Source organism: Heyndrickxia ginsengihumi, assembly GCF_011008565.1.
GTDB classification, from domain to species: domain Bacteria; phylum Bacillota; class Bacilli; order Bacillales; family Bacillaceae_C; genus Weizmannia; species Weizmannia ginsengihumi.
Genome location: NZ_JAAIWK010000003.1, coordinates 65726 through 92167 on the forward strand (window position 1 = coordinate 65726; position 26442 = coordinate 92167).

A 26442-nucleotide genomic window follows, 5' to 3' on the forward strand; every position below is an offset into this window, starting at 1 on the left:
AGAACCAGAACCTTAACATGACCTCCTTTGCGCTGAGGGTCTCAGCAATCTGCAGGAGTTTTGTATGTTACTACTTAATAAAAGAACATCCCAAATTAAACGGGATGTTCTTTTAAGTTTATTGTTTTTGATTGTTGAAGAAGACCGCTTTTTTCTCCTTGCTGCTTTGTAAAGCGGCGTGGATCACTTGTATCGTTTTTAGGCCATCTTCGCCAGGAACAGGATTTGCTTTTCCGCTTCGGATATGGTCATACACTTGTCGATAGTAGGATGTATATGAGCCGGGAATCGTTTCAATTTTCTTTGTTACTTCTTTGCCGTTTTCATCTATTGTTAATGCACCGTACCATTCTTCTTTATCTTTACCCCAATCTTTTTCTGTTGGGATTTTTCCTGCCTTTAAAGCATCTTCTTGTCCGTCCAAACCATATTTAATAAAACTGCCCTTGCTGCCATGAACAGCAAATTTTGGTCCTTGGCCTTTTACGATGGAACCTGAGTGTAAGATTACACGTCGTTGTTCATAGCCTAGAATAATATGAAAATAATCGTCTACTTGTGATTGCTCCCGCTGCGCAAATACGTCAGCAAGTACAAATTGCGGTGTACCAAACAAATGAAGAGCTTGATCAATTAAATGGGAGCCTAAGTCGTAAAGCATTCCGCTGCCTTTTCCAGCCTGTTCTCTCCAGCGATTTCTGACATTTGGGCGAAAACGATCAAAGTGTGCTTCATAAGTAGTAATTTCTCCAAGTGATCCTTCAGAGATTAAATGTTTAATCGTAAGAAAGTCATTGTCCCATCGTCTATTTTGATAAACGCTGAGCATGACATTGTTTTGCTTTGCCAGTTGGATCAATTCTTTTGCTTCCTCTGGATCGACGACCATTGGTTTTTCAATAATGACATGTTTTTTTGCTATTAAACTTTGCTTCGCCATCTCATAATGGAGTGTATTTGGGGTAGTAATGACCACGAGTTCAATTTCAGGGTCATTTATGATATCATCCATTTTTTCGGCAACGGTAATATTGCCAAGATCATTTTGCACCTTTTCTTGATTGGAAGAAAGTACTTTTATAAGATCGAATTCATCTAATGCTTTTAAGAATGGTGCATGAAAAGTCGCGCCTGAAAATCCATATCCAATTAGCCCTGTTTTAATTTTCTCCATATCTCTCACTCTCTTCTTCGTTTGTCGTAATGATTAGTTCAATAGAATGCTTTTCCAACAATTCTTTTAATGCTGGCTGTGGAGCAATATCGGTGATGATGACATCAATTTCTGATAAGTCACATACTTTATGGAAAAACTCTTTATGGAACTTAGTATGATCAGCTAATAATATGACTTTTCGAGCTGATTGAATCATTCTTTTTTTCGTAAAAGCTTCTTGTTCATCAGGCGAGCTAAGTCCCTCAAGTCCAATAGCGCATGCTCCAATAAACAATTGGTCAGGCTTATATGCTTTTAGGGCTGCGGCTGTTTGCGGACCGACAAAATTTCGCTGAAAGGGATTAAATTTACCACCTGCTAAATAAACAGTTGTCTCAGGACGTTCACTGAGCAGATTCATGATATCGATGGAATTTGTCACAATAGTAGTGCCCTTTGCATTCATATAGCGGGCAACACACTCAACAGTTGTTGAAGTATCAAACATAATAAATCCATTATCGTGAATAAATGTACAGGCTTTTTTTGCAATCAATTCTTTTTCTTTCGTCACTTCTCGATGTAAGTATTTGGTCAATTGGTCATGATTAGAAGAACGGAGGGCACCGCCTTTAACTCGTATAACAGAACCGGTTTCTTCGAGTTTAACTAAATCCCTCCTTGCTGTATCACGGGAAACATGGAATCTAGACATAATTTCTTCTAAACTGACTTCACCTTGAGTATTGAGTAATTCTTGAATTTGTTTTAAACGAATTTTTTGAGACATTCATTCACCTCAAATATTGTTGATGTGTTCAGTATAGTCTTTTAAAATGTTTAATTCAAGTAAAAAACTTATTTTTATAAGTAAAAAATGCAAAAAAGAAAGATTGAACCAAATAGATAAAATAAAAAACGAGCTGCAAAGCTCGTTTTTTATTATTCACCACGCTTAAATGGCCACCAATTGGCGTTTCCAAAAATGCGCACCATCACTGGAATAAAGAGAGGTAGCATAAATAGATTGTAGATAATTAATCCAGCAAGAATGATGGTAGCAATTTCAATTAATTCTGTCACTCCTGACGGAATCATTGCGGCAAAGGTACCGCCTAATATAATGGCTGCTGATAAAATGACAGATCCCATATTTTTCATTGCGTCTAGGAGAGCGTCGCCTACAGGAAGATCTTTTTGTTCGTTAAAACGATCCATTAAGAAAATGCTATAGTCAACACATAGTGCGACAAGCATCACGAAACCGAAGAAAGGAATGGCCCAGTTGACTCCGGCATAGCCTAAAACGTCCTCAAAGATCTTTTCAGAGATACCTAAAGAAGTGTAGTAGGTAACGATTAATGATCCGATAATATACACTGGCATAATGAATGACCGGAGTAACAAGATTAAGATAATACCGATACCGACTAACATCCATTTTACTGTACGATTGTAATCATGATCAGAAATATTGCTTAAATCATGAAATGTACTTGTTGGACCGCCAATTCCAATCTTTACATTTTCCATCGGTGTGTCTTTAATGGCAGTCTTAACAGCATTATTAATGTTGTCAATTTCATTAAGAGCTGTTTGTGAATAAGGATTTACATCTAAAATTACATCTAGCTTTGTAATTTTACGATCCTTGGACATATAAGTGTCTAGAGATTTTGTGAAATCTTTATTGTTTAAAGCTTGATTTGGGATGTAGAAGCCGCTAAGTGAACTGTTATTAGCTGAAAGTTCTTTTAAATAATCACCTGCGTCATCTAAGCCTCCAGAAATTTTATGCAGTCCATCAGCTGAATCCCCTAAGCCATTTGTTAACTGGCTCATTTGCTGATCTAAATTAGAAAAACCTTGTTTTAATTGTGATTGCCCATCAATTACTTGATCAAATCCATTTGTAATTTTTGGAATGTTTCCTGTTGCCTTTTGCAATCCGGCTTCTATTTGGTTAATGCTTGAAATGATTTTTTGTAAACCAGTATTATACTGTTGCTGTCCTTGGACAAGCTGAGAAAGTCCATTATTGGCAACTTTCATTTTAGAATTTAATGTTTTAAGACCACTGTCCATTTGCTTCACTCCGGCAAGAAGGCCAGGTTTATTTTCTTGCCCGTTAAGTAATTGATCTAATCCATCTTCAGTGCCATTTAAGATGCCTAATGATTTTTGGTATTGAGGGTTTTGCAATAGACTTGCATCGCTTTTACCTAACTGGTTTAATTGCTCGATCGCAGCTTTGAGATTAGCGCTGATCGTATTTAGCTGCTGGACGCCTGTGTATACTTGATGATAGTTTGTGCTGATATCATTCAATCCACTTTGCAATTGTTCATATCCATTTAGTAGTTGCTTCTGTTTCGATAAAAGTGTATTAGCACTGTCTTTTAACTGTTCCAGACCACCAACAATATCTTGAGAGTTTGCATTTCCATTATCAATACCTTGCTCAATTTTCTCTAATCCATTTTGTAATTGGACAACTCCAGTTTGAAGTGATTTTGTACCAGAAACAAGATCGTCTATACTGCCTGTTGCCTGTTTTAACTTAGGCTGGGATTCTTTTAATTGATTATGCGCATCTTTAAGCCCGTCGGCAATTTTTGTGACACCGTCATTGGCTTGTTTAATTCCTTTATCAAGTGTTTGTGCCTGTTTTGGAACTAAAAAATCTTTAATTGGTTTTCCAGTCGGTTGTGTTGCACTCCGAACGGTATCAACATGATCGACTTTTTCGACACTGCGAGTGATTGCTTCGATTGTCTCTAAATATTTGCGATGGTCCATATTTTCGTCATTTTTTAATACGATGGTCGTTGGCATTGCTTCGCCTGGATTAAAATTATTGGCAATAATGTTATATCCTTTAACCGATCCATATTTTTCACTCATTTCACCAACACTATCAAATGATCTGTTCCCGTTATAAGTAATAAGTGTTGGTATGACGATAATTGCTACGATTACAAGGGAAATTAATGGACGTGCTAAAGCAAAGCGCCCCATTCCGCCCCAAAGTCGACTTTGACTATGGCTAATACGATTATTCATTGGCCAGAATAATTTCGTTCCCAGCAATGACATTAGGATTGGAACGATAGTTACTAATGAAAGAATGAGAAAGGCTATTCCAACAGCAACACCTACCGCTGATTGATAAATATTAAAAGTTGAAAAGCCAATTGTTGCAAAACCGATGAATACCGTTAAAGAACTAAAAAATACGGTACGACCGCCATTTTTGATTGTTTTAATAACTGCCTCATTAATCGTTTCGTTTTGTGGAATTTCTTCTTTAAAACGGTTGATGAGAAGGATGCAATAATCGGTTCCAATCCCAAAAAGGACAGCGACAAGGAAAATCTGGGTGAAATTCGATAATGGGAAATTAAACCAATCAACAAGAAAAGCGACAACCGCCTGTGCAGCCATGAAAGAAAAACCGACAGCAATAAGCGGTACAAAGGGAGCAACGACCGAGCGAAAAACAACAAAAAGAACGACAAGAATAAAAATAATGGTGAGATACTCGGTCTTATGTAAGCCATTTTGTGTACTTTCCATCGTATCATTATTAATCATCCAGTCACTTGTATAATAATGGTCGACGGATACGTCTTTGATTGCAGCATAAAGTTTCTTCGTAACTTGTATGGAATCTTTATTTCCTAGTGTCATATTAAGACTAACAAGCATTGTTTTGTTATTCTTTGAGATTAATTGCTGTTTTAAGCTTGGCTGATCAAAAACATTGGTAATATCAGTAATACCAAGTGCTTTTTGATGATCCTTTAATTCTTGGATACCATGCTTAATTTCGTTTTTGTCTTGCTTTGTTAAACCATCTTTATTATAAAAAACGAGTGCAGTCGACGAACTGCTTCCTTTGCCATCCTGTTTTTGCCACTCGTCAAGAAGGTGAGAGGCTTCGGAAGAACGATATCCGTCTGGAACATTCGCTACGCCTTTATCCCGAACTAATGCAGCCATATTCGGCTGGGTAACCATTAATACGGTAATTAACACGACCCATCCTACTAAAATCAGCCACCGCGCTTTTAAAATGAATTTCATTTTGCAACACCTTTCATTTGTTTAATTTTTCCTTCTAAAAGCTGATCAATTTTTTTAAATGTTTTCATATATTGACAGAGTTCCTCTTCGTCAAAGGAACCGATAAGATCTTGAACTAAAAGGTTGATCTTTTGATAGCAATCTTCAAATAGTTGGGTGCCTTTATTAGTGAGAGAAAGATGGACGATACGGCGATCTTGATCACTTCTATCACGTTTAATTAACTCCTTTTCATCTAAGCGGTTAAGTAATGCACTAATGGCGCTTTTGTTCACATTTAACCATTGGGCAAGCTCTGTAGAAGTGATTGATTGCTTTTGATATATGTATCGCAGCGTATTCACTTGATCATAGGTCAACTCGTTAAGTTCATTTTGAATAAGGAACTTCCCATTTTTATGAATGTTAAAACTCAAGTTAAAATATTCCTCAGCCCATTCATTAATCATATAAAGACCTCCTTCTGATTATAGTTAAACACTTTAACTGTTCATGTATTTAACTATAATTCTAGCGCCAGATTTTTGTCAATGCTAATAATTTCTCCTTTTAATCAAACGTTTGATTAATATCGTGTTGTCATGATGTATAGAATTGGTTTGTTTAAGAAAAAACGATTGTGGAAACATATGAGGGGGGATACGTTACATAAATGCAATTGAGAAGTTATTTTTCCGCCTTAGGGATTCGCTTTCCGGAGGCGGTGATTTTATTAACCGATGATGGGCTTCCTTTACACTGCAATTGAAGAAAGCAGCAAAGTTTTATGAAAACATCTTATAGAAATGAGAGATGGCTATGAAAGCAATGTTTAAATTGTTCCGCTTCCCTATCCTACTTGTAATAGGAATTGGTCTATTTTTGTGGATATTAACTAGCAGATGGATGGCAAATGGTAAAAGACCACTAGCAGATGGGAAATATGAATATGCGCTCGTTTTAGGTGCAAAAGTAAATGGAAAAGAACTGTCGAACGCCCTTCGTTATCGTTTAGAAGCTGCATTGGAATATGCTAACCGATATCCAGCAGTTAAACTTATATTATCGGGCGGTCAAGGGCCTGATGAAGAAGTAAGCGAAGCGGAGGCAATGAAAACATTTCTTGTTGAACGAGGGATTTCAGAAGACCGACTTATACTTGAATCGGCATCAACCTCGACTTATGAAAATATTCTCTTTTCAAAAAAATTACTGCCAAGAGCAGTTAAAGCAGTCACTTTAATAACGAATGATTATCATTTAAAAAGAGCAAAGGTCATTGCCAAACGTCTTGGATTAAAGACAGATGTCGTACTTGATCATGCTCCGAAGTCAATTAAAAATAAATCACAGTTTCGTGAGCGGGCAGCTCTTTTAAAAACACATATGGAGAGACGGTAAATTACAACATAAATAGAGTCCAGTTTTCGGACAGGCAAATTAATAAGATGTTTGTTAGGCAGATTCTTTTGTAATATAAATCATCTGTTTTACAATAGTTCTATATTTATGATTTTAGATGTGAAGAAGGGTTGATAAATATGCCTGAATCAAAGAATATTGAGTTTTCCGTCTTGGACTTAGTACCAATTTTAGAAAATAAAACACCAGCAGATTCTTTCAAGAATGCATTAGATTTAGCGCAACATGTTGAACAATTGGGATTTAAGCGTTTTTGGCTAGCTGAGCATCATAATATGTTAGGAGTTGCGAGTGTAGCAACCTCTGTATTGATTGGTTATATTGCCGCGGGTACAGAGAAAATCCGTGTCGGTTCTGGCGGCGTAATGTTGCCAAATCATGCCCCGCTAGTTATCGCTGAACAATTTGGAACATTAGGGGCAATTTATCCTGATCGTATTGATTTAGGATTGGGGCGTGCGCCGGGTACAGATCAATTGACAGCTGCAGCATTGAGACGTCAAGTAAGAGGGAGCGAAATGGAGTTTCCTGATAATGTAAAAGAATTAATGAATTACTTTCTTACTGATGAGGAACGTCTAACATATGCAAGGGCTGTTGTGGCAGAAGGTGTAAAAGTACCGGTATGGTTGCTTGGATCAAGTACTTACAGTGCTCAGCTTGCAGCGATTTTAGGATTACCATTTGCTTTTGCTAGTCATTTCGCTCCAACAAATCTTCATGAAGCTCTTACCATTTATCGGGAGAGATTCCAGCCGTCAAGATATTTACAAGAACCGTATGTTTTGGCTTGTGTGAATGGTGTTGCTGCTGATACTGATAATGAGGCACAGAAGCTCGCTACGAGTCTTTATCAGTTTTTCTTAGGCGTCATTCGCGGCAATTCACAACGATTACAGCCGCCGGTCGATCAAATGGATGGTTTATGGACGCCGTTTGAGAGGGAGGCGGCATTTAAACAGCTGGAATATGCTTTTATTGGTTCAAAACAAACAATAAAAACTGAACTTCAAGCATTTGTCGATGAGACGCAAGTAGATGAGCTCATGTTTGTTTCCCACATATATGATCAAAAAGCACGTCTTCATTCATATGACATCCTTTCTGAGCTCCGTAAAGAAATATCAAAGTAATGTAATCTAATCTATATCGCATTGAAAAAGAGAGAAGCTAACTCATGTTCAGTATTGAGAAGCTTCTCTTTTTCATATGAAATAAATTTAGTATAATGATGGGAATAAAAAAATGTTTGATTTTTGAAAATAAAATGATGATTCCAAGATTGAAAAAAGAGAGAAATTAGGGAGGGGAGTCATGGAAAACTATTTATCTATCAGTGAAATGGCCGCGATTCATCATATTACTAGGCAAACACTCATCTACTACGATAAAATCGGTCTATTTACACCTGCTTGTACGGATGAAAATGGCTATCGATATTACACTGTTGACCAAATTCCTTTTCTAAGAGAAATCTGTTTTTTGAAGTCGATTGGTATTAAATTAAAGGATATTAAGCATCATATTGAAAATAGAAATCTAACATCGGCCATTTCACTTTTAGAGTATCATAAAGAATTTGTAGATAAAGAAATACATAAATTGCTGCAAACACGGGAGTTTATTCAACAAAGATTAAGTCTTTTTTCTGAAGCCCAGCAGTATGAATGCAAATTGGATAAACCGATCGTAGAGAGTTTTCCTGAAAGATATGCTGTGTTTGTGCCATTTGAACGTGAGCTTTGCAAAGATGAGCTTCATTTAACATTAATGAAAGCTTGGAATATTCTTGATGAATATGGCGTACTTCCATCTGAGGGGTTTGGTACGCTGATTTTAAAGGATCAACTAAGTGAAAGGAATGTATTTAAAGGAGCGGGGGTTTATACTTTGCTTCCGCATGCGGATCAGAGCATTAAGAATAAGATTATCCTCCCAGCCGGAAAGTATGTATGCATGTATAAATACGGAATGCCCTATGATGTTAAGTATTTACGTGAATTAATTGAATGGATAGATGACCATGGGTATGAAATTGTTGGTGATGTGATGGATGCATGTTTTCTAGACACTACTTTTTATGAAAATGATATTAATGTAGATCTTTGCCAGCTGCAAATTCCTGTTAAATAAGAGGCACAAGCAAAACTCCCGCTTATTTTTATGGAAATCTTGACTATATAGTTACCATACACCATAAGATAGAGCTGTATTTGAAATGAAGTGGAACAACTGAAAACACTAATAATATTTTATTACGAGGAGGATGGACATGGAAAAAGTAGTAGATTTACGTTCTGCATTAGAACTATTAAAAAACGTTCCAGGACAATTAATTGAAACAAATGAACCCGTTGACCCACATGCGGAATTATCAGGTGTCTATCGTTATATCGGTGCTGGAGGGACTGTAAAACGCCCAACGAAGATTGGACCTGCGATGGTCTTCAATCGTGTGAAAGGACATGACGATGCGAGAGTATTAATTGGATTGCTGGCAAGCCGTGAAAGAGTAGCATTAATGCTAAATACGAAGCCCGATCGCCTAGGTTTTCTATTAAACGAAGCAGTGAAAAATCCGATCGATCCGATTGTCGTATCAAATGATCATGTAAAGGCGCAGGAGATCGTTCATTATGCTGATGATCCTGGCTTTGATATTAGAAAGCTAATTCCAGCGCCAACGAATACAGAGGAAGATGCAGGCCCGTATGTCACAATGGGGATGTGTTATGCATCTGATCCGGAAACTGGTGAATCTGATATTACAATTCATCGTTTATGTTTGCAAAGTAAAGATGAGATGTCGATGTATTTTGTTCCAGGAGCACGTCACTTAGGTGTTTTTCGTGAAAAAGCTGAAAAGGCTGGAAAACCATTGCCGATCTCCATTAGTATTGGCGTTGATCCGGCAATTGAAATCGCAGCCTGCTTTGAGCCTCCTACAACTCCATTAGGGTTTAATGAGCTTAGCATTGCTGGAGCGATAAGAAACCAAGCTGTAGAACTGGCTTCTTGTCTAACAATTAATGAGAAAGCAATTGCTAATGCAGAATATGTGATTGAAGGAGAACTGATTCCGGGAAAACGAGTAAGAGAGGATCAGAATACGAATACTGGAAAAGCGATGCCCGAATTTCCAGGCTATACAGGCCCGGCAATTGCTGAGTTGCCAGTCATAAAGGTAAAGGCTGTTACACATCGGACCAACCCGATTATGCAAACTGTCATTGGGCCAAGTGAAGAACATGTCAATATGGCCGGCATTCCAACAGAGGCAAGCATTTTGCAAATGGTAGAAAGGGCCATGCCGGGAAGATTGCTAAATGTTTATGCACATCCGTCCGGTGGCGGAAAATATATGGCTGTTCTTCAATTTAAGAAAAGTCAGCCAAGTGACGAAGGGCGCCAAAGACAAGCTGCGTTATTAGCGTTCTCGGCATTTTCTGAGCTGAAGCACATTATGATTGTTGATGAAGATGTTGATCCATTTGATAGCAACGATGTAATGTGGGCCCTTAATACACGTTATCAAGGAGATGTAGATACGGTGTTTCTTCCAGGTGTCCGCTGCCATCCGCTAGATCCGTCACAAGATCCGGCTTATAATCCGGCTCTTAAGGACAAGGGGATTTCATGCAAAACGATTTTTGATTGTACAGTACCGTATCATTTAAAGGATAAGTTCAAAAGAGCTGAATTTAAAGAAGTTGACCCCCGTCGTTTTGCACCTGAATTATTTGAGTAATGAACTGCTATTGATCGCCTTAATATAAGTTTCGTTTACTTGTGTGAAATTTTATTTTCACATGTCATATCTTTCGGTATAGTTTAAGAGCGTTACAAGGAATAGCCATCCTTGTAACGCTCTTATTAATACAATCATGATTCGTTAAAAAACGTTAAAAATTCTTTAGCGGAAGCGGGCAAATAGCTGTTTGCTCTCCAAACTATATGAGGTTCTGTAATCCATGGATTGTTTTGAATATGAACAATCTTGAATTTATCGATAAACTGGTCATGGACCATTGATTCGGGAAGTATTGTAGCTCCAAAGCCCATTTTCACTAAGTTTAGCAGCATTGCAGAGTCATGGCATTCACAAAGAATATTTGCTTCAATATTGACGTGCTGGAATTCAACAATAATTTCATCATAAAGTCCATTTCCTTGAGATGGGCGTAAAAGTAATAAAGGAAGTAGTGCAATTTCATGTAAATTTAAACTCGTGTTCTCTACTGGATAATCATTTGGTACTATCACTACGCAAGGGTCGGTATTTAACTTTTGTATTTCAATATTATCTGTTGAAAAAGGTCCGGCAGTAATGGCGATGTCAATCTGGTGATTGTCTAACAAGTCCATTAAGAAAGCTGAGCTACCTTCCCAAATATTAAACTTTATGTCGGCATATTGATGTCGAAACCGGTTTAAAGTAGATAGTAAAACAGGCGCGCAATAAATTGTAGACCCAACAGAGAGAGTACCGCTAACTTCCTCGCCGAATTCTTGGACTTCTATGATCGCTTCGTCAAATTTATGTAAAACTTCTTTGGCTTTTTTTAGAAACAGGTAACCCTGATTTGTTAATGTAACTTTTTTCTTTTTATTTCTTTCAAATAATGTCACGCCTAATTCATCTTCCATTTGCTTTAATTGTCTACTAAGAGGAGGCTGTGCCATATGAAGATGCTGAGCAGCTTTCGTTATCGTCCCTTCTTCTGCGATTGTTACAAAATAGCGTAGTTGTCGAATATCCATCTTTATTCCTCCAAAATTATAATACCTGTAAAGTATTTTATATAAATTTAATAGATATTATCAATATATAATATCTCTCACAGTATAATAATTGTTGTAATTGATCGGAGAAGGAGTACAAATATGAAATTAATTGTGGGAATTACCGGGGCAACCGGTGCGATTTTTGGGATAAGATTACTAGAGATTCTTAAAGAAACAGATGTTGAAACCCATCTTGTCATGTCACCTTGGGCAGGGGCGACTATTCATACAGAAACATCTTTTACGTCGAAAGAAGTAGAAGCATTAGCAGACTATTCATATTCTTATAAGGATTTAGGTGCGCGAATTTCAAGCGGATCGTTTCGAGTGGATGGAATGATTGTTGTCCCTTGCAGTATGAAAACATTAGCATCCATTCGAATTGGACTAGCAGATAATCTTGTGACGCGTGCTGCCGATGTTATGTTAAAAGAGCGTAAGAAATTGCTATTATTAACTCGTGAAATGCCTTTAAATGATATTCACTTGGAAAATATGTTAAGTTTATCGCGAATGGGCGCTATTATTTTTCCTCCAATGCCAGCTTTTTATAATCATCCAGTGACCGTTGATGATATAGTTAACCATATTGTGTATAGAGCAATTGATCAGTTTGGAGTCCATCTGCCGGAGGCTAAAAGATGGGATGGTATTAAGAATAACAAACAATAAGAAAAGTATTCATAGTGAATAGGTGAAGTGATTCAGCGCAATGCCTATTGATTGTGAATACTTTTTTATTATATAGGAAATTTCTATTATAGACCTTATTGGTATATATAATATATTTTATAGATATTTTTGGTATGTTAAATAGAAGCGTATAATCATTTTGTAAGCAAAACGTGAAACTTACTTACATAGGAGGCAAGTGATATGGCTTATAAAGACTTTCGTGAATTTCTAAAAAAGCTAGAAAAAGAAAATCAATTACTAACAATTTCAAAAGAAGTAATGCCTGATACAGATTTAGGTGCGGCAGCCCGTGCCATTAATAATTTAGGTGAACATACACCAGCACTTTTGTTTGAAAATATTAACGGATATAATAATGCCAGAATTGCAATGAATGTGATTGGTTCCTGGTCAAACCACGCTTTGATGATGGGGTTGCCAAAAAATACACCAGTAAAAGAACAATTCTTTGAATTCGCACGCCGTTATGCCAACTATCCTGTTCCGGTGCAACGTGAAGAGACAGCTCCGTTCCATGAAGTAGAAGTGACAGAGAATATTAATCTGTTTGATATATTGCCATTATTCAGATTAAACGAAGGGGATGGTGGTTGCTATATAGATAAGGCATGTGTCATTTCCCGCGATCAAGAAGATCCTGAAAATTTCGGGAAGCAAAATGTAGGAATCTATCGTCTTCAAGTAAAAGGGAAGGATCGATTAGGCATTCAGCCTGTACCGCAACATGATATTGCGATTCATTTGCGTCAAGCAGAAGAACGTGGCCAAAACTTGCCTGTTGTCATTGCACTAGGAAATGAGCCGGTCATTACGACAGTTGCGTCATCACCAATCTTATATGATCAATCAGAATATGAGATGGCCGGAGCCATTCAAGGTGAGCCGTATAAAATTGTCAAAGCAAAAGATTCTAATTTAGATATTCCGTGGGGTGCGGAAGTGGTGCTTGAAGGTGAAATTTTGGCTGGAGAACGTGAATTTGAAGGACCATTTGGTGAATTTACTGGTCATTATTCAGGCGGACGTAAAATGCCCGTTATTAAAATTAATCGTGTATATCACCGTAGCAATCCTCTTTTTGAACATCTTTATTTAGGAATGCCTTGGACAGAAATTGACTATATGATGGGAATTAATACATGTGTTCCATTATATCAACAATTAAAAGACGCATATCCGGAAGAAATTGTAGCAGTTAATGCGATGTATACGCACGGACTCGTAGCAATTATTTCAACAAAAAGACGTTACGGCGGTTTTGCTAAAGCAGTCGGAATGCGTGCATTAACAACACCGCATGGACTAGGGTACTGTAAAATGGTTATTGTTGTGGATGAGGATGTCGATCCATTTAACTTGCCGCAAGTAATGTGGGCACTTTCTACAAAATTCCATGCTAAACATGATGCGGTTATCATCCCAGATCTATCAGTATTACCTTTAGATCCGGGCTCAGAGCCAGCAGGGATTACTCACAAAATGATATTAGATGCAACTACTCCTACAGCACCTGAAACGAGAGGGCATTATTCTCAAGGCCTGAAATCTCCCGCAAAAACAGAAGAGTGGGAAAAAATATTTGCAGAAATGTTAAGAAAATAATAAAGGAGTGCTGAAGTATGCATATTTGTCCAAGATGTGATTCAAAAGAAGCAACTGTGATTTCGAAATCACCGAAAAAAGGGGTCTGGGAAATGTACGAATGCCCTGTATGTTTATTCACATGGCGTTCAAATGAACCAGAATCAATTGCAAATCCTGAAAAATATAATCGAGCATTTAAGGTTAATCCCGCTAATATTCCACATACTGATATTGTTCCTGCTATTCCAGAGAGAAAAGTAGTAAAATAAAATGTATTACCACTTAAAAGCTAGTCTTTGACATGGACTAGCTTTTTTCTAACATATTAAATATGAGGTAGATAAGGAGTATGTAAAATGGATGAGAACAAAATGCGTGAAAAAAGAAAAGATGAACATGTACAGCTCGCGATATCTCCACAGTCTAATTCCTCACTTCCACTTTCTCATTTTGATCAGCTTTTGTTTGTTCACCAGTCCTTACCGAATATAGGTTTCAATGATGTAAGTCTGAAAGTCAATATACAAGGATTACAGCTTGATACCCCAATGTATATTAATGCTATGACAGGGGGAAGCAAGATGACAGGTGAAATTAATGCTTCCTTAGCAAAAATAGCATGTGAAACGGGAATGGCGATGGCAGTTGGCTCACAGCATGCTGGATTACGAAATGAAACACTGAAAGAAACATATCAAGTTGTTCGCAAATCAAATCCAAAAGGCATTATTTTTGCGAATGTCGGTGCTGATGTTCCGCTTGATTTTGCATTAAGGGCTATAGAAATGCTCGAAGCAAATGCTCTTCAAATTCATTTAAATGTCCCACAGGAATTAGTTATGCCAGAAGGAGAAAGAGATTTTAAAGGGTGGCTGCAGCAAATTGAACAAGTTGTCCACCATATAGATATCCCTGTTATTGCAAAAGAAGTAGGATTTGGAATGAGCAAAGAAACGATCCGCTTATTAAAGGAGATCGGTGTGCAGTATGTCGATGTAAGCGGACGTGGAGGGACTAATTTTATTCATATTGAAAATCAGCGGCGTGAACACCGCGAGTATGAATATTTACAAGGATGGGGGCAAACAACGCCGATTGCATTGCTAGAAGCGCATGAATATTTGAATTCTATGATTGTATTTGCGTCAGGTGGAGTGCGGAACCCTTTAGATGTAGTAAAGTGTTTATCTCTTGGAGCAAAGGCGGTTGGATTAGCAAGCCCGATTTTAAAAATACTTTTAAAAGCAGGAGTTGAAGAAGCAATTGAGGAAATGAAGCATTGGCAGGAGCAAATCAAAACTATTTGCACGATGCTGGGAGCTAAAAATATTGATGAACTGCGCAATTGCTCAATCGTTATTACGAAGGAAGTACGGGAATGGTGTGAAGCAAGAGGGATCGATATAACGCTCTTCTCACAAAGAAGCAAGCAGCGATAATGAAATAATGATGAAAGAAAAAGGTGAGAATATGAATCTGGAATTAGCAACAGATGTTTATGAATTATTAAATGGAAAAGAGATAGTCAACAAGCAGCATGAGGCAATGATGTTGTTAACTGTAAGCGAGGATGGCTGGCCCCATACGGCAATGATCAGTGTAGGAGAGATCGTCGCCTTGAATCGCAGTGAATTACGGCTCGGTTTATGGCCGGATACGTCTACAACTAAAAATATTATTCGTACTAAAAAGGCAACACTTGTCCTTTTTTATAAAGGAAAAGCACACTATATTCGTCTATCATTAGAGAAATTACGAGAGCTTGCAGAAACACCATATAAAAGAGAGCGTTTTGCAGCAAGGATTACATGGCTTCGTGAGGATATTGCGAAATATGCGGACATTACTTCAGGTGTAACGATTGAATTAAAAAATTCTGAGGAAGTCATTGAACGCTGGAACAGAACAATTGAAGATTTACTGCAGCCATAATGAGTCATAAGGATGTCTTAATAGTAAGGGACATCCTTATTTTATTTTATTGTCGAGCTACTGTTTCAGTCTAATTCCGTAGTTTTTCGGTCAATAATTGTCATATTTCAGTCTGAACGAAAATATTATTCGCGATAGGATGAAGATGATTTATTTTTATAAGAGCAGTTCAAAACCCAAACCGAATCATATTTATCGAATAATTCATTTTGGCGATCTATAATGTCTTGATCTACTTCTGCAAACTGGATCACACCTACATATTTGATGTCATAGTTATGATCTTTTTTATTGGCTTGCAGCTCTTTGGCTACTTTTGCATAGGCCTCTTCTTGTGAATAGCCTTTTACATCACAAAATACCGTTAATACTTCTTTTTGGGCAGGTTCATCAGCTAAAAACATATAGCAAGAATATTTATGTTCCATTGTTTCACCATCATTTCCTAAAATTTATATCATGTTTAGTATGAAAAGAAATGATTGAATTCATGCTTAGAAAAGTTGAAATACCCGATAATGGTGCCAAACGTGTAATTACGATAAACTACTTGTAAAAGAAAGCGTTTTTCTAAAGGCTTATAAAGTTAATTGGAGCGGAAATCAGCTACACCTGGGACGAATGACAAGTACGAAACAATTTTTAAAATGATGTATGAAAGATAAGGCTTGAATTTGGGAGGGGTATGTATGTCAAAGCGCAAAGATTGGTGGAAAAGCAGCGTCGTTTATCAAATTTATCCAAGAAGTTTTATGGATAGCAATGGAGATGGAATAGGTGATATTCGCGGAATTATTTCTAAACTTGATTACTTGCAGCAGCTAGGTGTTGACGTCGTTTGGCTTTCTCCAGTATATCAATCACCGAATGATGATAATGGCTATGATATTAGTAATTATGAGGAGATCATGGATGAGTTCGGGACAATGGACGATCTTGAGGAACTTCTAGATGAAATGCATAAACGGAGCATTAAGCTTGTCATGGATTTGGTCGTAAACCATACGTCAGATGAACATCAATGGTTCGTTGAAGCAAAAAAATCAAAAGAGAATCCTTATAGAGATTTCTATATATGGAGAACAGGAAAAGATAATCATCCGCCAACAGATTGGCAGTCATCTTTTGGAGGTTCAACTTGGGAATACAGTCCAGAAACAGATGAATACTATCTACATATGTTCTCAAAAAAACAACCAGACCTCAATTGGGAAAATCCGAAAGTACGTGATTCCATTTATAAGATGATGAAATTTTGGCTTGATAAAGGAATAGATGGATTTCGTATGGATGTTATCAATATGATTTCAAAAAAGGAATGTTTGCCGTCTTACAAAGATTGGATTAACGGAAATCACGGGTTTAAACCATATACACCGAATGGCGATAGTGTCCATCAATATTTACAGGAAATGCATCAAGAAGTTTTATCCAAATATGATATTATGACAGTCGGCGAATGCCCGGGCGTGTCTCCTGAACAGGCGGAATTATATACAGCAGCAGATCGAAATGAATTAAATATGGTGTTTCAATTTGAACATATGGGGCTCGATAATGAACCGGGGAAAAGTAAGTGGGATTTAAAACCGTTAGCTTTAAAAGATTTAAAGCAAAATCTCTCTAAGTGGCAAAAACAGTTAGAAAATAAAGGATGGAACAGTTTGTATTGGAATAATCATGATCAGCCGCGCATCGTTTCCCGCTTTGGAAATGACGGAGAATATCGTGTGCAATCTGCTAAAATGCTTGCAACATTACTGCACTTTATGAAAGGTACACCATATATCTATCAAGGTGAAGAAATTGGCATGACGAATGTCCGTTTCTCAAAGATCGAGGACTATCGTGATATTGAATTAAAGAATATGTACAAAGATCGAGTCGATCATCTAAGATGGGATCCTGCTGAAGTAATGAAGTCAATTTATGCAAAAGGGCGTGATAATGCACGTACGCCAATGCAATGGAGTGGAGAATTAAATGGAGGCTTTTCAACAGGCACTCCGTGGATACAAGTAAATCCTAATTATACAACAATTAATGTAAAAAATGCCCTAGAAGATCAGCATTCTATATTCTATTATTATAAAAAGCTCATTGAGCTTCGTAAACAACATGAAATCATTGTATATGGAGATTATAATCTAATATTAGAAGATCATGAGTCTGTTTTTTCTTATATGCGTTCTTTAGGGAATGAACGCTTGCTTGTAATCAATAATTTTTACGAACACGAAACGGTTTTTGAAATACCCGAAAATATGAATGTTCAAACACGTGAGCTTTTGATTAGCAACTATAATGATGCTTCTAAGCATAACTCGGCAAGTATTACACTGCGACCATATGAATCAATTGTTTATAAATTCATTAACTGAATGAAAGAGGCTGGGACAAAAGTATATTAGCTAAAGAAAACCAAAAATATTGCGCTCCAACTCCGCTCCGGAAATATCTTTCGCTATCCGCGGGCGGCTGGTGAACCTCCCGCAGCAGTCTACGTAATTTCCGGAGTTGATTTGTGCAATGTTTGGCTTTCGCCACCCACTTTTGAGTAAAAATTTTGCCGGTCCCGGAGCGCTTCTCTTCTTTTTCACAATGGAAAAAAGTATGGAGTTTTAGATTCTGTTATAAACGTTGCACAATGCTTCCCAGATGATGTTTACATCTGCAGCGCTTGTTCTCCAATTACTGAAGGCAGCCCGGATTGCCGGTGTTCCATGATAAATAGTAGGAGTCATAAATACTCGTCCGTCCTCTGTAAGTTTGTCTAAAAATTGCTTAATCTCTTCAAACGATGCTACCCCCTCATCTTTGTGTACAACTGTAAAACAAACGACATTCAATCTTGTCGGTGCTAATAGTTTAAAGTGGCTACTTTGTGTTATTTTTTTCGTAAAAGCTTGGGCCATTTCAACGTTTCTTTCTACGATTTGTTTACATCCTAAACGTCCATAAGCATGTAACGTAAACCACACGGGGAGAGCTCTAAATCTCCTTGAATTTTCAGGGGTCAGATGGACAAACTCAGGATGTTCTATAGCATTTCCTAAATAAGCAGCATTGTTTTGGAATACCTCGACTTGTAAATTCTGATGTTTTGTAAACTGCATGGCGGAATCGTACGGAACATTCAGCCATTTATGGGCATCAATTGTAATAGAATCCGCGCTCTCCATTCCTTTCACAAGATGTTGAAACTGCTCAGAACATGCGGCAAATCCTCCGAACGCAGCATCAATATGCAGCCAAAAAGAGTAATCTTGCTGTAATTGTCCAATTGTTTCCAAATCATCGTAATCCACTGTATTAACTGTTCCGGCATTTGCGACGACAATGCATGGAGTATGTTTATTTTCTTCTAAAAAGTTACGAAGTTTCTCTATATCGACTGCTTCTCTATCCGGCAAACATGGAATGAGATGGAGGTTTTTTCTTCCCATGCCAAGCATCGACAGAGCTTTATAAATACTTGAGTGTGGAGCTCCGCTAATTACTTTAACAGGGGGAAGATGGTACATTCCTTGTTGTGAAATATCAATTCCGTGCTTATGAGCAGCCCATTGTCTTGCTTGCGCGAGCCCTACAAAATTGGCCATCGTTGCCCCACTGACAAACGTACCGCTAAAGCTGGATGGGAGTTTGAATAATTCTCGCAGCATGGAAATAGTTTCTAATTCTAATAGTCCAGCAGCAGAATCTTCAATACTTGTTACATTTTGATCAAACACGCTGACGAGCCAATCTCCCGCAATTGAGGCAGGTGTTGCCCCTCCTGTAACGAAACCTAAATATCTTGGTCCAGCACTGCCGCTTAGTTGCTTAGCATGGATTGAAAGGAAACGCTCAAGGACGTGGATTGTCCCTGTTCCTTCAATTGGTAAATGAGTATCATAGTTGAGTGTATCATTTATCTTTGCTGCGGGAAGGGAATCTAGCTCTCCAAAAAAAACTAGTGATTCTTCAACTACTTTATTAAGAATCTCTTTTAGTTTTAGTTTGTCCTCTTCTAAATTGTTCAGCATGGATTCTTCGCTCCTTTTTAGTAGAATAATATATAGGAATTTTCTAAACATAAGGTTGAAACTTAATTATTGTTATTTTATAATAAATGAAAACATAATAAAAATTCTTATCAAGAGAGATTGAGGGATCTGGCCCTACGACGTCTCAGCAACCTGTTTGTTACAAGGTGCTCCATCCAGCAGATTCATTCTGAAAGATAAGAAGAATTTTGTGTAAACAAACCTCTTCTTTTTCAGAAGAGGTTTGTTGTTTATAAAAAGTTATTGGAAACTGAATATGTCGGGAATAGGTACTTTGAATAAGATGTTCAAAGTTTAAAAGGGAATTTGGTGTAAATCCAAAGCGGTCCCGCCACTGTCATTGCTGAGTCATGATCAAAATGCCACTCGTTTTCACGGGGAAGGCGATCATGGTGTTGAAGCATAAGCCAGGAGACCTGCCTATTCTAACAACACTACAAACGTACCTACGGGAGATAGGGAGGTGTTAAATATCAAATGATCTTTCAGGATATTTTTGCGCCCCATTGCTGTAAAAATGTCCTTTTTTGTTTTTTAAATATGAAGGGAGAGATATGAATGGCAAAGACAAGTAATTTAGGGTATCCACGAATTGGGGAACAGAGAGAATGGAAAAAAACAATCGAAGCTTTTTGGAATGGCAATTTGGATAAAGAACAGTTTTTGCAAAAAATAAAGGAAATTCGTCTTCAACATTTACGAAAGCAGCAACAGGCGGGACTTGACGTCATTCCAGTCGGGGATTTTTCCCTTTATGATCATGTACTAGATACATCCGTAACATTTGGTCTTATTCCAGAGCGATTTACAGGAAATCATACAGATTCGTTAACTACATACTATGAGATTGCAAGAGGGGGAAAAAACCTCGTAGCAAGTGAAATGACGAAATGGTATAACACGAATTATCACTACATTGTCCCTGAGTTGGAAGGTCAGACTCCTAGACTAGTAGAGAATAGAGCTTTGGCATTGTATTTAGAGGCAAAAGAGGAATTAGGGATTGATGGGAAGCCTGTTATTCTAGGGCCTTTTAGTTTTTTGAAATTATCAAAAGGATATGAGGCAGAACAGTTTGCAGATATCTTATCCTCGTTAATAGCGCCGTACGGACAATTATTGGGGGAATTACAGGAAGCCGGTGTGAAGTGGGTTCAATTAGATGAGCCTTCGCTTGTTACGACGATTACAAAAGAAGAAATCGGTCTAGTGAAATCTGTTTATAAACAATTACGCAGCCAGGCACCCGATCTATCTATTTTTCTACAAACCTATTTTGATTCTGTTAGTTTTTATGAGGAAGTGGTAACCTTCCCTGTTAATGGGATTGGCCTAGACTTTGTTGCTGGTTATGAAGAAAATATAAAGCAGCTTCAAAATCATAGTTTTCCAAAAGATAAAGTATTAGGAGTCGGAATTATTGATGGACGCAACATTTGGAAAGCAGATTACAAGCAAATTGTGAATATTGTAAATGAAATTAAAGAGATTGTCCCAAGTCATCATATTTGGCTCCAACCGTCATGTAGTTTACTTCATGTGCCTGTCACAATTAAGAATGAAGAAAAATTAGACCCTACATTAAAAGCAGGTCTTGCCTTTGCAGATGAAAAATTACAAGAATTACAAGATCTTAAGGAGATCATCGATCATCCTGATTCAGAGCATTCGCAACAATTATTAAAAGTAAATGAAGCGGCACTGAAAGCATTGGCGCAATCATCATGGAGAACAGAACATGAACAGACGAATGATAATCGTATTACAGATAGAGCTGTTCCATTTGCGAAACGCTATGCATTACAGGCTGAGAAGTGGAAATTGCCAGTGCTACCGACAACTACAATTGGAAGTTTTCCACAAACGGCTGAGTTAAGGAAGGCTAGAAAATCATGGAGGCTTGGAGAACTGAGCAATGAAGAATATGAAGCTTTGATTAAAGAAAAAATCCAATACTGGGTAAACATTCAAGAAGAGATTGGTTTAGATGTGCTTGTTCATGGAGAATTTGAACGTACAGATATGGTAGAGTTCTTCGGTGAAAAATTGGCAGGTTTTGCTTTTACAACAAATGGCTGGGTGCAATCATATGGGTCACGCTGTGTAAAGCCTCCTGTCATTTATGGAAATGTCGAGTTTATTGAACCAATGACAGTAAAAGAAACAGTGTATGCACAGTCATTGACTGACAGACCTGTAAAAGGGATGCTGACAGGACCTGTAACGATTTTAAACTGGTCATTTGTTCGAAATGATTTGCCGCGGAAAGAAGTAGCTTTCCAAATTGCCGATGCTCTCATTCAGGAAGTGCAAGCTCTTGAGGCAGCTGGTATTGAAATGATTCAGGTAGATGAGCCTGCCTTGCGGGAAGGTTTGCCTCTAAAGAAGGAAAACTGGGATGACTATTTACAGTGGGCTGTAACGGCATTCCGTATTGCAACGGCCGCTGTTGCAAATACAACACAAATTCATACACATATGTGCTATAGCGAATTTGGTGATATCCTCCCAGCTATTCATGCATTAGATGCAGATGTGATTTCAATTGAAACATCGCGCAGTCACGGAGAATTAATCCAAGATTTTGAACACGTAGGTTTTGATAAAGGAATCGGTCTAGGTGTATATGATATTCATAGTCCGCGCGTACCATCACAGGAAGAAATCGAACAAGTGATTCACCGTGCTCTTTCTGTGTTACCAGCCAATCTATTTTGGGTAAATCCAGATTGCGGATTAAAAACGAGAGGCGAAGCTGAAACAGTTGCTGCCTTGAAAAACATGGTGCAAGCAGCAAATAAATATCGGTGCCTGACCCCTACAACGATTTAAAGCGATAAAGCAGAGGGGGATTTAAGCAGATTAAAAAGCAAACGGAGCTGTCTTTAAAACAGCTCCGTTTAATATTATTAATTCTTTAATGATTCGCGTAGTTGCTCTGCTGCCAGCCAAGCTCGTTTATCTTGAGTAATATCTCCTGGCTTATTGCCTTCACCGAGAATATACCCTTTAAAGGAAATTCCCATAAAATCAAATATATATTGGAACTGTTGAATGAGCGGAAGTCCTTTAATATAAGGCTGATCTCCGCCAACAGCAATGATATATGCACTTTTCTCAGCCATTTGGGTTTTGAAATTTACATATTCACTGTCCCGTAATGTTTGTGACCAGCGATCAATAAAGTTTTTCATCGTTCCAGACATTGAATACCAATAAATTGGCGTAGCAAAGATGAGTGTATCATGAAGTAAGATGCGATCAATGAGCTGGTTATAATCATCTTGGACATTGCCAAATCCCTTTTCTGTATGACGACCATCAATTACTGGTTTAATCTCATAATTGCTTAGGAAAATAGTCTCCGCTTCAAGGCCTTTAACAGCGTGTTCTGTCAACATCTCGGTATTGCCGTTTTCACGAGTCCCTCCATAAATGACTGCAATAGACATATAAGTTTCCTCCTCATATAACCTTTTATAAAAGCTGTAATTTAAATATATACTTTTGAAAGTATCTTTTCACGTAATTATATAATGTAGCAATAATGTTTAAACATAACTACTTTATTGACGAATATATAAAAATTGTATAGTGTTTAAGTATTGAATTTTCTGATAACAACTCATACATTCCGCAGACGAAGGCTGAGCCGTCTAGCCGCAAGCTCTAATCAATTTTTTGAAAGAAGGTAGATACATATGAAAAAGATGATTAAAATACCACGTAACTATGTTAATACATTTTCTATTGTAGGCTTTGATCCAGAAACAAAGGAACTTGGTGTCGCGGTTGCATCAAAATTTTTAGCAGTCGGTTCTGTAGTTCCATGGGCTAAAGCTGGAGTCGGGGCAGTTGCGACACAATCATGGGCGAACCCAGATTATGGGAGCAAAGGTCTTGAGTTAATGGCTCAAGGTAAAAGCGCCGAGGATGTTCTAACATTATTAACTGCAGAAGATCATAAAAAAGCGGACAGACAAGTAGGAATTGTAGATGCAAAGGGGAACAGCGCAACATTTACAGGCGATCATTGCTTTGATTGGGCTGGAGGTATAGCTGGTCCTAACTTTGCATGCCAAGGTAATATTTTAGTTGATGAACAAACAGTTAAGGCAATGGCAGATTCCTTCCAAACGAGTAGGGGGGATTTAGCGAGCCGTTTAGTTCAGGCATTACTAGCTGGGGACATTGCTGGAGGAGATAGACGCGGTAAACAGTCAGCTGCTTTACTAATTGTTAAAGAAAACGGCGGATATGGAGGGGCAAATGACCGTTATATCGATCTCCGTGTAGATGACCATAAAGATCCTGTCCATGAATTACACCGTCTTCTTGAACTCCATAAGCTTTATTTTGAACAATCAGCAGTGGAAGATATTATCGAAATAGATGTGTTACTAAAGGAGCAATTAAAATCGAAATTAACAAAGCTACAGTACATAAAAGTGGCGGATCCTACAGATGAACAATTTTTTGCCGCTTTGAATGCCTTTCAGCTTATTGAAAACTTTGATGAGCGGGTACAAAATAATGGTTATATAGATAAAAAGGTAGTCGAATTTTTAGAAAATGTAGTAAAATAAAAGTAGTATTATAATTTTGGGATGGTAAATTAATTAGTTTTCCGTTCCAAAATTAGATAGTAGCGATGTAGTTTATATATAAAGAAAAAAGGAAATATAAAAGTAGAATGCTTCAATCATTTAGGGGGTATGCTGGCTAGGAGAGAGAACTACTAAAAAGACTATTAGCAAAAAACAGATTAATAGAAATACTACATAAGTAAGCAGCCTAATAGATTAATTTCTATTGCTTGCTTTTATACTGTTTTGGATAACTAGTTAAAATTAAAGGTTCTTTTATAAAATTAAATGAATTTTGTTCACTTAAACAGATGAAGAAGTAGTTGATTGGAGTGGAAGGTGCGAGACTTCTGTAGGATACGGGATAGGGGAGGCACCGAAGGCGTGAAGCGCTAAGGAGGCTCACAGTTTGCCTGCAGAAAATAAGTATCTTGGAGCCGGAATCAGCTGCTTTTTTGATGAAAAAGTAGCAGGTTTACGAAAACGGTTGAATTAAAAATTAAATATAAAATACATCGCTGATTAAAACGGAAGAAGGTGTTACAGTGAAAGAAAAGGTAGAAACTTTAAGAAGAGATATAGGTCTTTTCGCACTTACTTTAACAGGTATTGGTTCTATTATCGGTTCAGGATGGTTATTTGGAGCATGGAAAGCAGCAAAAGTAGCCGGACCCGCATCCATCTTTTCATGGGTAATCGGCTGTTTAATCATTATTTGTATCGCAATTTCTTATGCCGAATTAGGTGGAATGTTTCCTGAATCGGGAGGTATGGTTCGCTATCCTCAATTTTCACATGGATCATTTGTAGGATTTATTGCTGGTTGGGCGAACTGGATCGCAATTGTCTCTGTTATCCCAATTGAGGCAGAAGCTTCTGTTCAATATATGAGTTCGTGGCCATGGGAATGGGCACAGAATATGTATAATGGTACCGAATTAACAACATCCGGCCTTACTTTAGCATTTTTTCTCGTTCTCGTTTTCTTCTTATTGAATTATTGGACGGTCGGGCTGTTTGCGAAAGCGAATACGATTGTGACCATTATAAAGTTTGTCGTTCCGTTGCTAACAATTGTTGGTATTTTCTTTGCTGGTTTTCACACACATAATTTCACACATGTTTCTGGTGGATTTATGCCGAATGGCTGGTCAGGAGTATTAACAGCAATTGCTACATCTGGTATTGTGTTTGCATTTAACGGTTTCCAAACTCCGATTAACCTTGCAGGAGAAGTAAAAAGACCAGGTAGGAATGTACCGTTAGCTGTTATATTATCACTATTATTAGCTGGTGTTATTTATTTTCTTCTCGAACTTGTATTCATCGGTAGTGTTCCAGGAAGTATGTTGAAACACGGCTGGGCTGGTCTAGACATGAAATCACCGTTCGCCGACCTTGCAATGGCACTGGGAATTGGCTGGTTGGCTGTTTGTATGTATGCAGATGCAGTTATTTCTCCATCAGGCACAGGAACTGTTTATACAGCTACTACAGCGAGAATGATTTATGGAATGGAGAAGAACGGTTATTTTCCAAAGATTTTCGGAAACATTCATCCACTATATAAGGTTCCTCGTCCTGCTATGTGGTTAAACTTAGTTGTTGCTTATCTGTTTATGTATTTATTCAGGGGCTGGGGCGAGCTTGTTGAAGTCATCTCTGTTGCAACTGTTGTCAGCTACATGGCTGGTCCTGTTACGGTAATGGCATTGCGGAGACTTGTTCCTAATTTTAAACGCCCTCTAAAAACGAAGGGATTAGCAATTATTGCTCCAATTGGTTTTATCGTTTCATCACTCATCTTGTATTGGTCTAGATGGCCATTAACGGGTCAAGTGTTATTCGTTATGTTGATCGGTTTACCAATTTATTTCTACTATGAAATAAAAAGGAGAAAAGAAACCTTTTTACGAAATATAAAAGCAGGATTATGGCTTGTTTGCTATCTCCTTTACATGATGCTTATTTCATACTTAGGAAGCGAACAATTTGGAGGACATAATATCATACCATATGGCTGGGATATGATCATTGTCATAATAAGTGCGCTATTGTTCTACTTATGGGCTCTCCGTTCAGCTTATTACACAGAAGAATTGAAAGATATTGAACAACGCAGTCAGGAAACAGGAAGTGTAGATATGTAATAACACTGCAAAACCCT

General features: G+C 37.7%; 21 protein-coding genes and 2 riboswitches. Of the genes, 13 read left to right on the forward strand and 8 right to left on the reverse strand.

All coding sequences use genetic code 11. The features are described 5' to 3' along the window. Nucleotides 1-118: 118 nt before the first annotated feature. The 4 genes from G4D61_RS03230 to G4D61_RS03245 form a co-directional block, all read right to left on the reverse strand. Entirely contained in the window at nucleotides 119-1174 is a 1056-nt protein-coding gene (locus tag G4D61_RS03230; RefSeq protein WP_025731108.1) for an oxidoreductase, read from the reverse strand. Beyond that, a complete protein-coding gene (locus tag G4D61_RS03235) occupies nucleotides 1161-1946 on the reverse strand; it encodes a DeoR/GlpR family DNA-binding transcription regulator (protein ID WP_025731107.1) in 786 nt (261 codons plus the stop codon). The genes G4D61_RS03230 and G4D61_RS03235 overlap by 14 nt, the downstream gene beginning before the upstream one ends. A 152-nt stretch (nucleotides 1947-2098) precedes the next feature. After that, nucleotides 2099-5242: an MMPL family transporter gene (locus G4D61_RS03240; protein ID WP_163173204.1), complete on the reverse strand. Its 3144-nt coding sequence runs from the start codon at nucleotides 5240-5242 to the stop codon at nucleotides 2099-2101. Continuing rightward, nucleotides 5239-5691, reverse strand: a complete 453-nt coding sequence (locus G4D61_RS03245) for a MarR family winged helix-turn-helix transcriptional regulator (RefSeq protein ID WP_025731105.1) — start codon at nucleotides 5689-5691, stop codon at nucleotides 5239-5241. Before G4D61_RS03245 ends, G4D61_RS03240 begins: the two co-directional genes overlap by 4 nt. 349 nt (nucleotides 5692-6040) lie before the next feature. On the opposite strand from G4D61_RS03245, the gene G4D61_RS03250 reads away from it, so the two are divergent. From G4D61_RS03250 to G4D61_RS03265, 4 genes are all read left to right on the forward strand, one after another. Continuing rightward, complete coding sequence (locus tag G4D61_RS03250) at nucleotides 6041-6622, forward strand: YdcF family protein (protein ID WP_035349114.1); 582 nt, start codon at nucleotides 6041-6043, stop codon at nucleotides 6620-6622. A 140-nt stretch (nucleotides 6623-6762) separates the two neighbouring features. After that, entirely contained in the window at nucleotides 6763-7776 is a 1014-nt protein-coding gene (locus G4D61_RS03255; protein WP_035349112.1) for an LLM class flavin-dependent oxidoreductase, read from the forward strand. A gap of 181 nt (nucleotides 7777-7957) precedes the next feature. Then, nucleotides 7958-8776 (forward strand): MerR family transcriptional regulator, encoded by an 819-nt coding sequence (locus G4D61_RS03260; protein ID WP_163173207.1) that lies wholly within the window; start codon nucleotides 7958-7960, stop codon nucleotides 8774-8776. A gap of 139 nt (nucleotides 8777-8915) precedes the next feature. Continuing rightward, complete coding sequence (locus G4D61_RS03265; protein ID WP_200886093.1) at nucleotides 8916-10391, forward strand: UbiD family decarboxylase; 1476 nt, start codon at nucleotides 8916-8918, stop codon at nucleotides 10389-10391. A gap of 134 nt (nucleotides 10392-10525) precedes the next feature. Here G4D61_RS03265 and G4D61_RS03270 read toward each other — a convergent pair whose 3' ends face one another. Further along, nucleotides 10526-11404: a LysR family transcriptional regulator gene (locus tag G4D61_RS03270; protein WP_163173209.1), complete on the reverse strand. Its 879-nt coding sequence runs from the start codon at nucleotides 11402-11404 to the stop codon at nucleotides 10526-10528. A 99-nt stretch (nucleotides 11405-11503) separates the two neighbouring features. On the opposite strand from G4D61_RS03270, the gene G4D61_RS03275 reads away from it, so the two are divergent. The 5 genes from G4D61_RS03275 (at nucleotide 11504) to G4D61_RS03295 (ending at nucleotide 15640) form a co-directional block, all read left to right on the forward strand. Beyond that, complete coding sequence (locus tag G4D61_RS03275; protein ID WP_488168244.1) at nucleotides 11504-12100, forward strand: non-oxidative hydroxyarylic acid decarboxylases subunit B; 597 nt, start codon at nucleotides 11504-11506, stop codon at nucleotides 12098-12100. Nucleotides 12101-12304: 204 nt separating this feature from the next. Continuing rightward, the gene (locus G4D61_RS03280) at nucleotides 12305-13726 is read left to right on the forward strand and encodes a non-oxidative hydroxyarylic acid decarboxylases subunit C (protein ID WP_163173213.1); all 1422 of its coding nucleotides are present in this window, start codon (nucleotides 12305-12307) and stop codon (nucleotides 13724-13726) included. 17 nt (nucleotides 13727-13743) lie between these two features. Continuing rightward, a complete protein-coding gene (locus tag G4D61_RS03285; protein ID WP_163173215.1) occupies nucleotides 13744-13977 on the forward strand; it encodes a non-oxidative hydroxyarylic acid decarboxylases subunit D in 234 nt (77 codons plus the stop codon). Nucleotides 13978-14064: 87 nt separating this feature from the next. Beyond that, a complete protein-coding gene (gene fni, locus G4D61_RS03290; RefSeq protein ID WP_035352830.1) occupies nucleotides 14065-15147 on the forward strand; it encodes a type 2 isopentenyl-diphosphate Delta-isomerase in 1083 nt (360 codons plus the stop codon). A gap of 31 nt (nucleotides 15148-15178) precedes the next feature. Continuing rightward, a complete protein-coding gene (locus tag G4D61_RS03295; RefSeq protein ID WP_025731095.1) occupies nucleotides 15179-15640 on the forward strand; it encodes a pyridoxamine 5'-phosphate oxidase family protein in 462 nt (153 codons plus the stop codon). A 125-nt stretch (nucleotides 15641-15765) separates the two neighbouring features. Here G4D61_RS03295 and G4D61_RS03300 read toward each other — a convergent pair whose 3' ends face one another. Then, the gene (locus G4D61_RS03300; RefSeq protein ID WP_163173217.1) at nucleotides 15766-16068 is read right to left on the reverse strand and encodes a hypothetical protein; all 303 of its coding nucleotides are present in this window, start codon (nucleotides 16066-16068) and stop codon (nucleotides 15766-15768) included. A 261-nt stretch (nucleotides 16069-16329) separates the two neighbouring features. Here G4D61_RS03300 and G4D61_RS03305 point away from each other — a divergent pair, with 261 nt between their 5' ends. Next, nucleotides 16330-18021 carry a glycoside hydrolase family 13 protein gene (locus G4D61_RS03305; RefSeq protein WP_163173219.1) on the forward strand — a complete coding sequence of 564 codons (1692 nt, stop codon included), beginning with the start codon at nucleotides 16330-16332 and terminating at the stop codon, nucleotides 18019-18021. 240 nt (nucleotides 18022-18261) lie between these two features. Here G4D61_RS03305 and G4D61_RS03310 read toward each other — a convergent pair whose 3' ends face one another. Next, entirely contained in the window at nucleotides 18262-19668 is a 1407-nt protein-coding gene (locus tag G4D61_RS03310; RefSeq protein ID WP_163173221.1) for a pyridoxal phosphate-dependent decarboxylase family protein, read from the reverse strand. Between the two features lie 104 nt (nucleotides 19669-19772). After that, a riboswitch (SAM riboswitch) is annotated at nucleotides 19773-19872 on the forward strand. Between the two features lie 67 nt (nucleotides 19873-19939). Beyond that, nucleotides 19940-20127: riboswitch (cobalamin riboswitch) on the forward strand. A 120-nt stretch (nucleotides 20128-20247) separates the two neighbouring features. Between G4D61_RS03310 and metE the strand changes: the two genes are divergently transcribed. Beyond that, nucleotides 20248-22521, forward strand: a complete 2274-nt coding sequence (gene metE, locus G4D61_RS03315; protein ID WP_163173223.1) for a 5-methyltetrahydropteroyltriglutamate--homocysteine S-methyltransferase — start codon at nucleotides 20248-20250, stop codon at nucleotides 22519-22521. Nucleotides 22522-22598: 77 nt separating this feature from the next. Here the strand turns inward: metE and G4D61_RS03320 are convergent, their stop codons facing one another. Continuing rightward, entirely contained in the window at nucleotides 22599-23141 is a 543-nt protein-coding gene (locus tag G4D61_RS03320; protein ID WP_025728978.1) for a flavodoxin family protein, read from the reverse strand. Nucleotides 23142-23399: 258 nt separating this feature from the next. Between G4D61_RS03320 and G4D61_RS03325 the strand changes: the two genes are divergently transcribed. Together G4D61_RS03325 and G4D61_RS03330 are read left to right on the forward strand one after the other, a co-directional pair. Continuing rightward, a complete protein-coding gene (locus G4D61_RS03325; RefSeq protein WP_035352881.1) occupies nucleotides 23400-24275 on the forward strand; it encodes a DUF1028 domain-containing protein in 876 nt (291 codons plus the stop codon). A 545-nt stretch (nucleotides 24276-24820) separates the two neighbouring features. Continuing rightward, a complete protein-coding gene (locus G4D61_RS03330) occupies nucleotides 24821-26425 on the forward strand; it encodes an APC family permease (protein WP_163173225.1) in 1605 nt (534 codons plus the stop codon). Nucleotides 26426-26442: the final 17 nt, after the last annotated feature.

Coding starts and splice junctions, on each gene's coding strand:
- G4D61_RS03230 (WP_025731108.1), bottom strand. CDS start 1,174: ATGGAGAAAATTAAAACAGGGCTAATTGGATATGGATTTTCAGGCGCG.
- G4D61_RS03235 (WP_025731107.1), bottom strand. CDS start 1,946: ATGTCTCAAAAAATTCGTTTAAAACAAATTCAAGAATTACTCAATACT.
- G4D61_RS03240 (WP_163173204.1), bottom strand. CDS start 5,242: ATGAAATTCATTTTAAAAGCGCGGTGGCTGATTTTAGTAGGATGGGTC.
- G4D61_RS03245 (WP_025731105.1), bottom strand. CDS start 5,691: ATGATTAATGAATGGGCTGAGGAATATTTTAACTTGAGTTTTAACATT.
- G4D61_RS03250 (WP_035349114.1), top strand. CDS start 6,041: ATGAAAGCAATGTTTAAATTGTTCCGCTTCCCTATCCTACTTGTAATA.
- G4D61_RS03255 (WP_035349112.1), top strand. CDS start 6,763: ATGCCTGAATCAAAGAATATTGAGTTTTCCGTCTTGGACTTAGTACCA.
- G4D61_RS03260 (WP_163173207.1), top strand. CDS start 7,958: ATGGAAAACTATTTATCTATCAGTGAAATGGCCGCGATTCATCATATT.
- G4D61_RS03265 (WP_200886093.1), top strand. CDS start 8,916: ATGGAAAAAGTAGTAGATTTACGTTCTGCATTAGAACTATTAAAAAAC.
- G4D61_RS03270 (WP_163173209.1), bottom strand. CDS start 11,404: ATGGATATTCGACAACTACGCTATTTTGTAACAATCGCAGAAGAAGGG.
- G4D61_RS03280 (WP_163173213.1), top strand. CDS start 12,305: ATGGCTTATAAAGACTTTCGTGAATTTCTAAAAAAGCTAGAAAAAGAA.
- G4D61_RS03285 (WP_163173215.1), top strand. CDS start 13,744: ATGCATATTTGTCCAAGATGTGATTCAAAAGAAGCAACTGTGATTTCG.
- fni (WP_035352830.1), top strand. CDS start 14,065: ATGGATGAGAACAAAATGCGTGAAAAAAGAAAAGATGAACATGTACAG.
- G4D61_RS03295 (WP_025731095.1), top strand. CDS start 15,179: ATGAATCTGGAATTAGCAACAGATGTTTATGAATTATTAAATGGAAAA.
- G4D61_RS03300 (WP_163173217.1), bottom strand. CDS start 16,068: ATGGAACATAAATATTCTTGCTATATGTTTTTAGCTGATGAACCTGCC.
- G4D61_RS03305 (WP_163173219.1), top strand. CDS start 16,330: ATGTCAAAGCGCAAAGATTGGTGGAAAAGCAGCGTCGTTTATCAAATT.
- G4D61_RS03310 (WP_163173221.1), bottom strand. CDS start 19,668: ATGCTGAACAATTTAGAAGAGGACAAACTAAAACTAAAAGAGATTCTT.
- metE (WP_163173223.1), top strand. CDS start 20,248: ATGGCAAAGACAAGTAATTTAGGGTATCCACGAATTGGGGAACAGAGA.
- G4D61_RS03320 (WP_025728978.1), bottom strand. CDS start 23,141: ATGTCTATTGCAGTCATTTATGGAGGGACTCGTGAAAACGGCAATACC.
- G4D61_RS03325 (WP_035352881.1), top strand. CDS start 23,400: ATGATTAAAATACCACGTAACTATGTTAATACATTTTCTATTGTAGGC.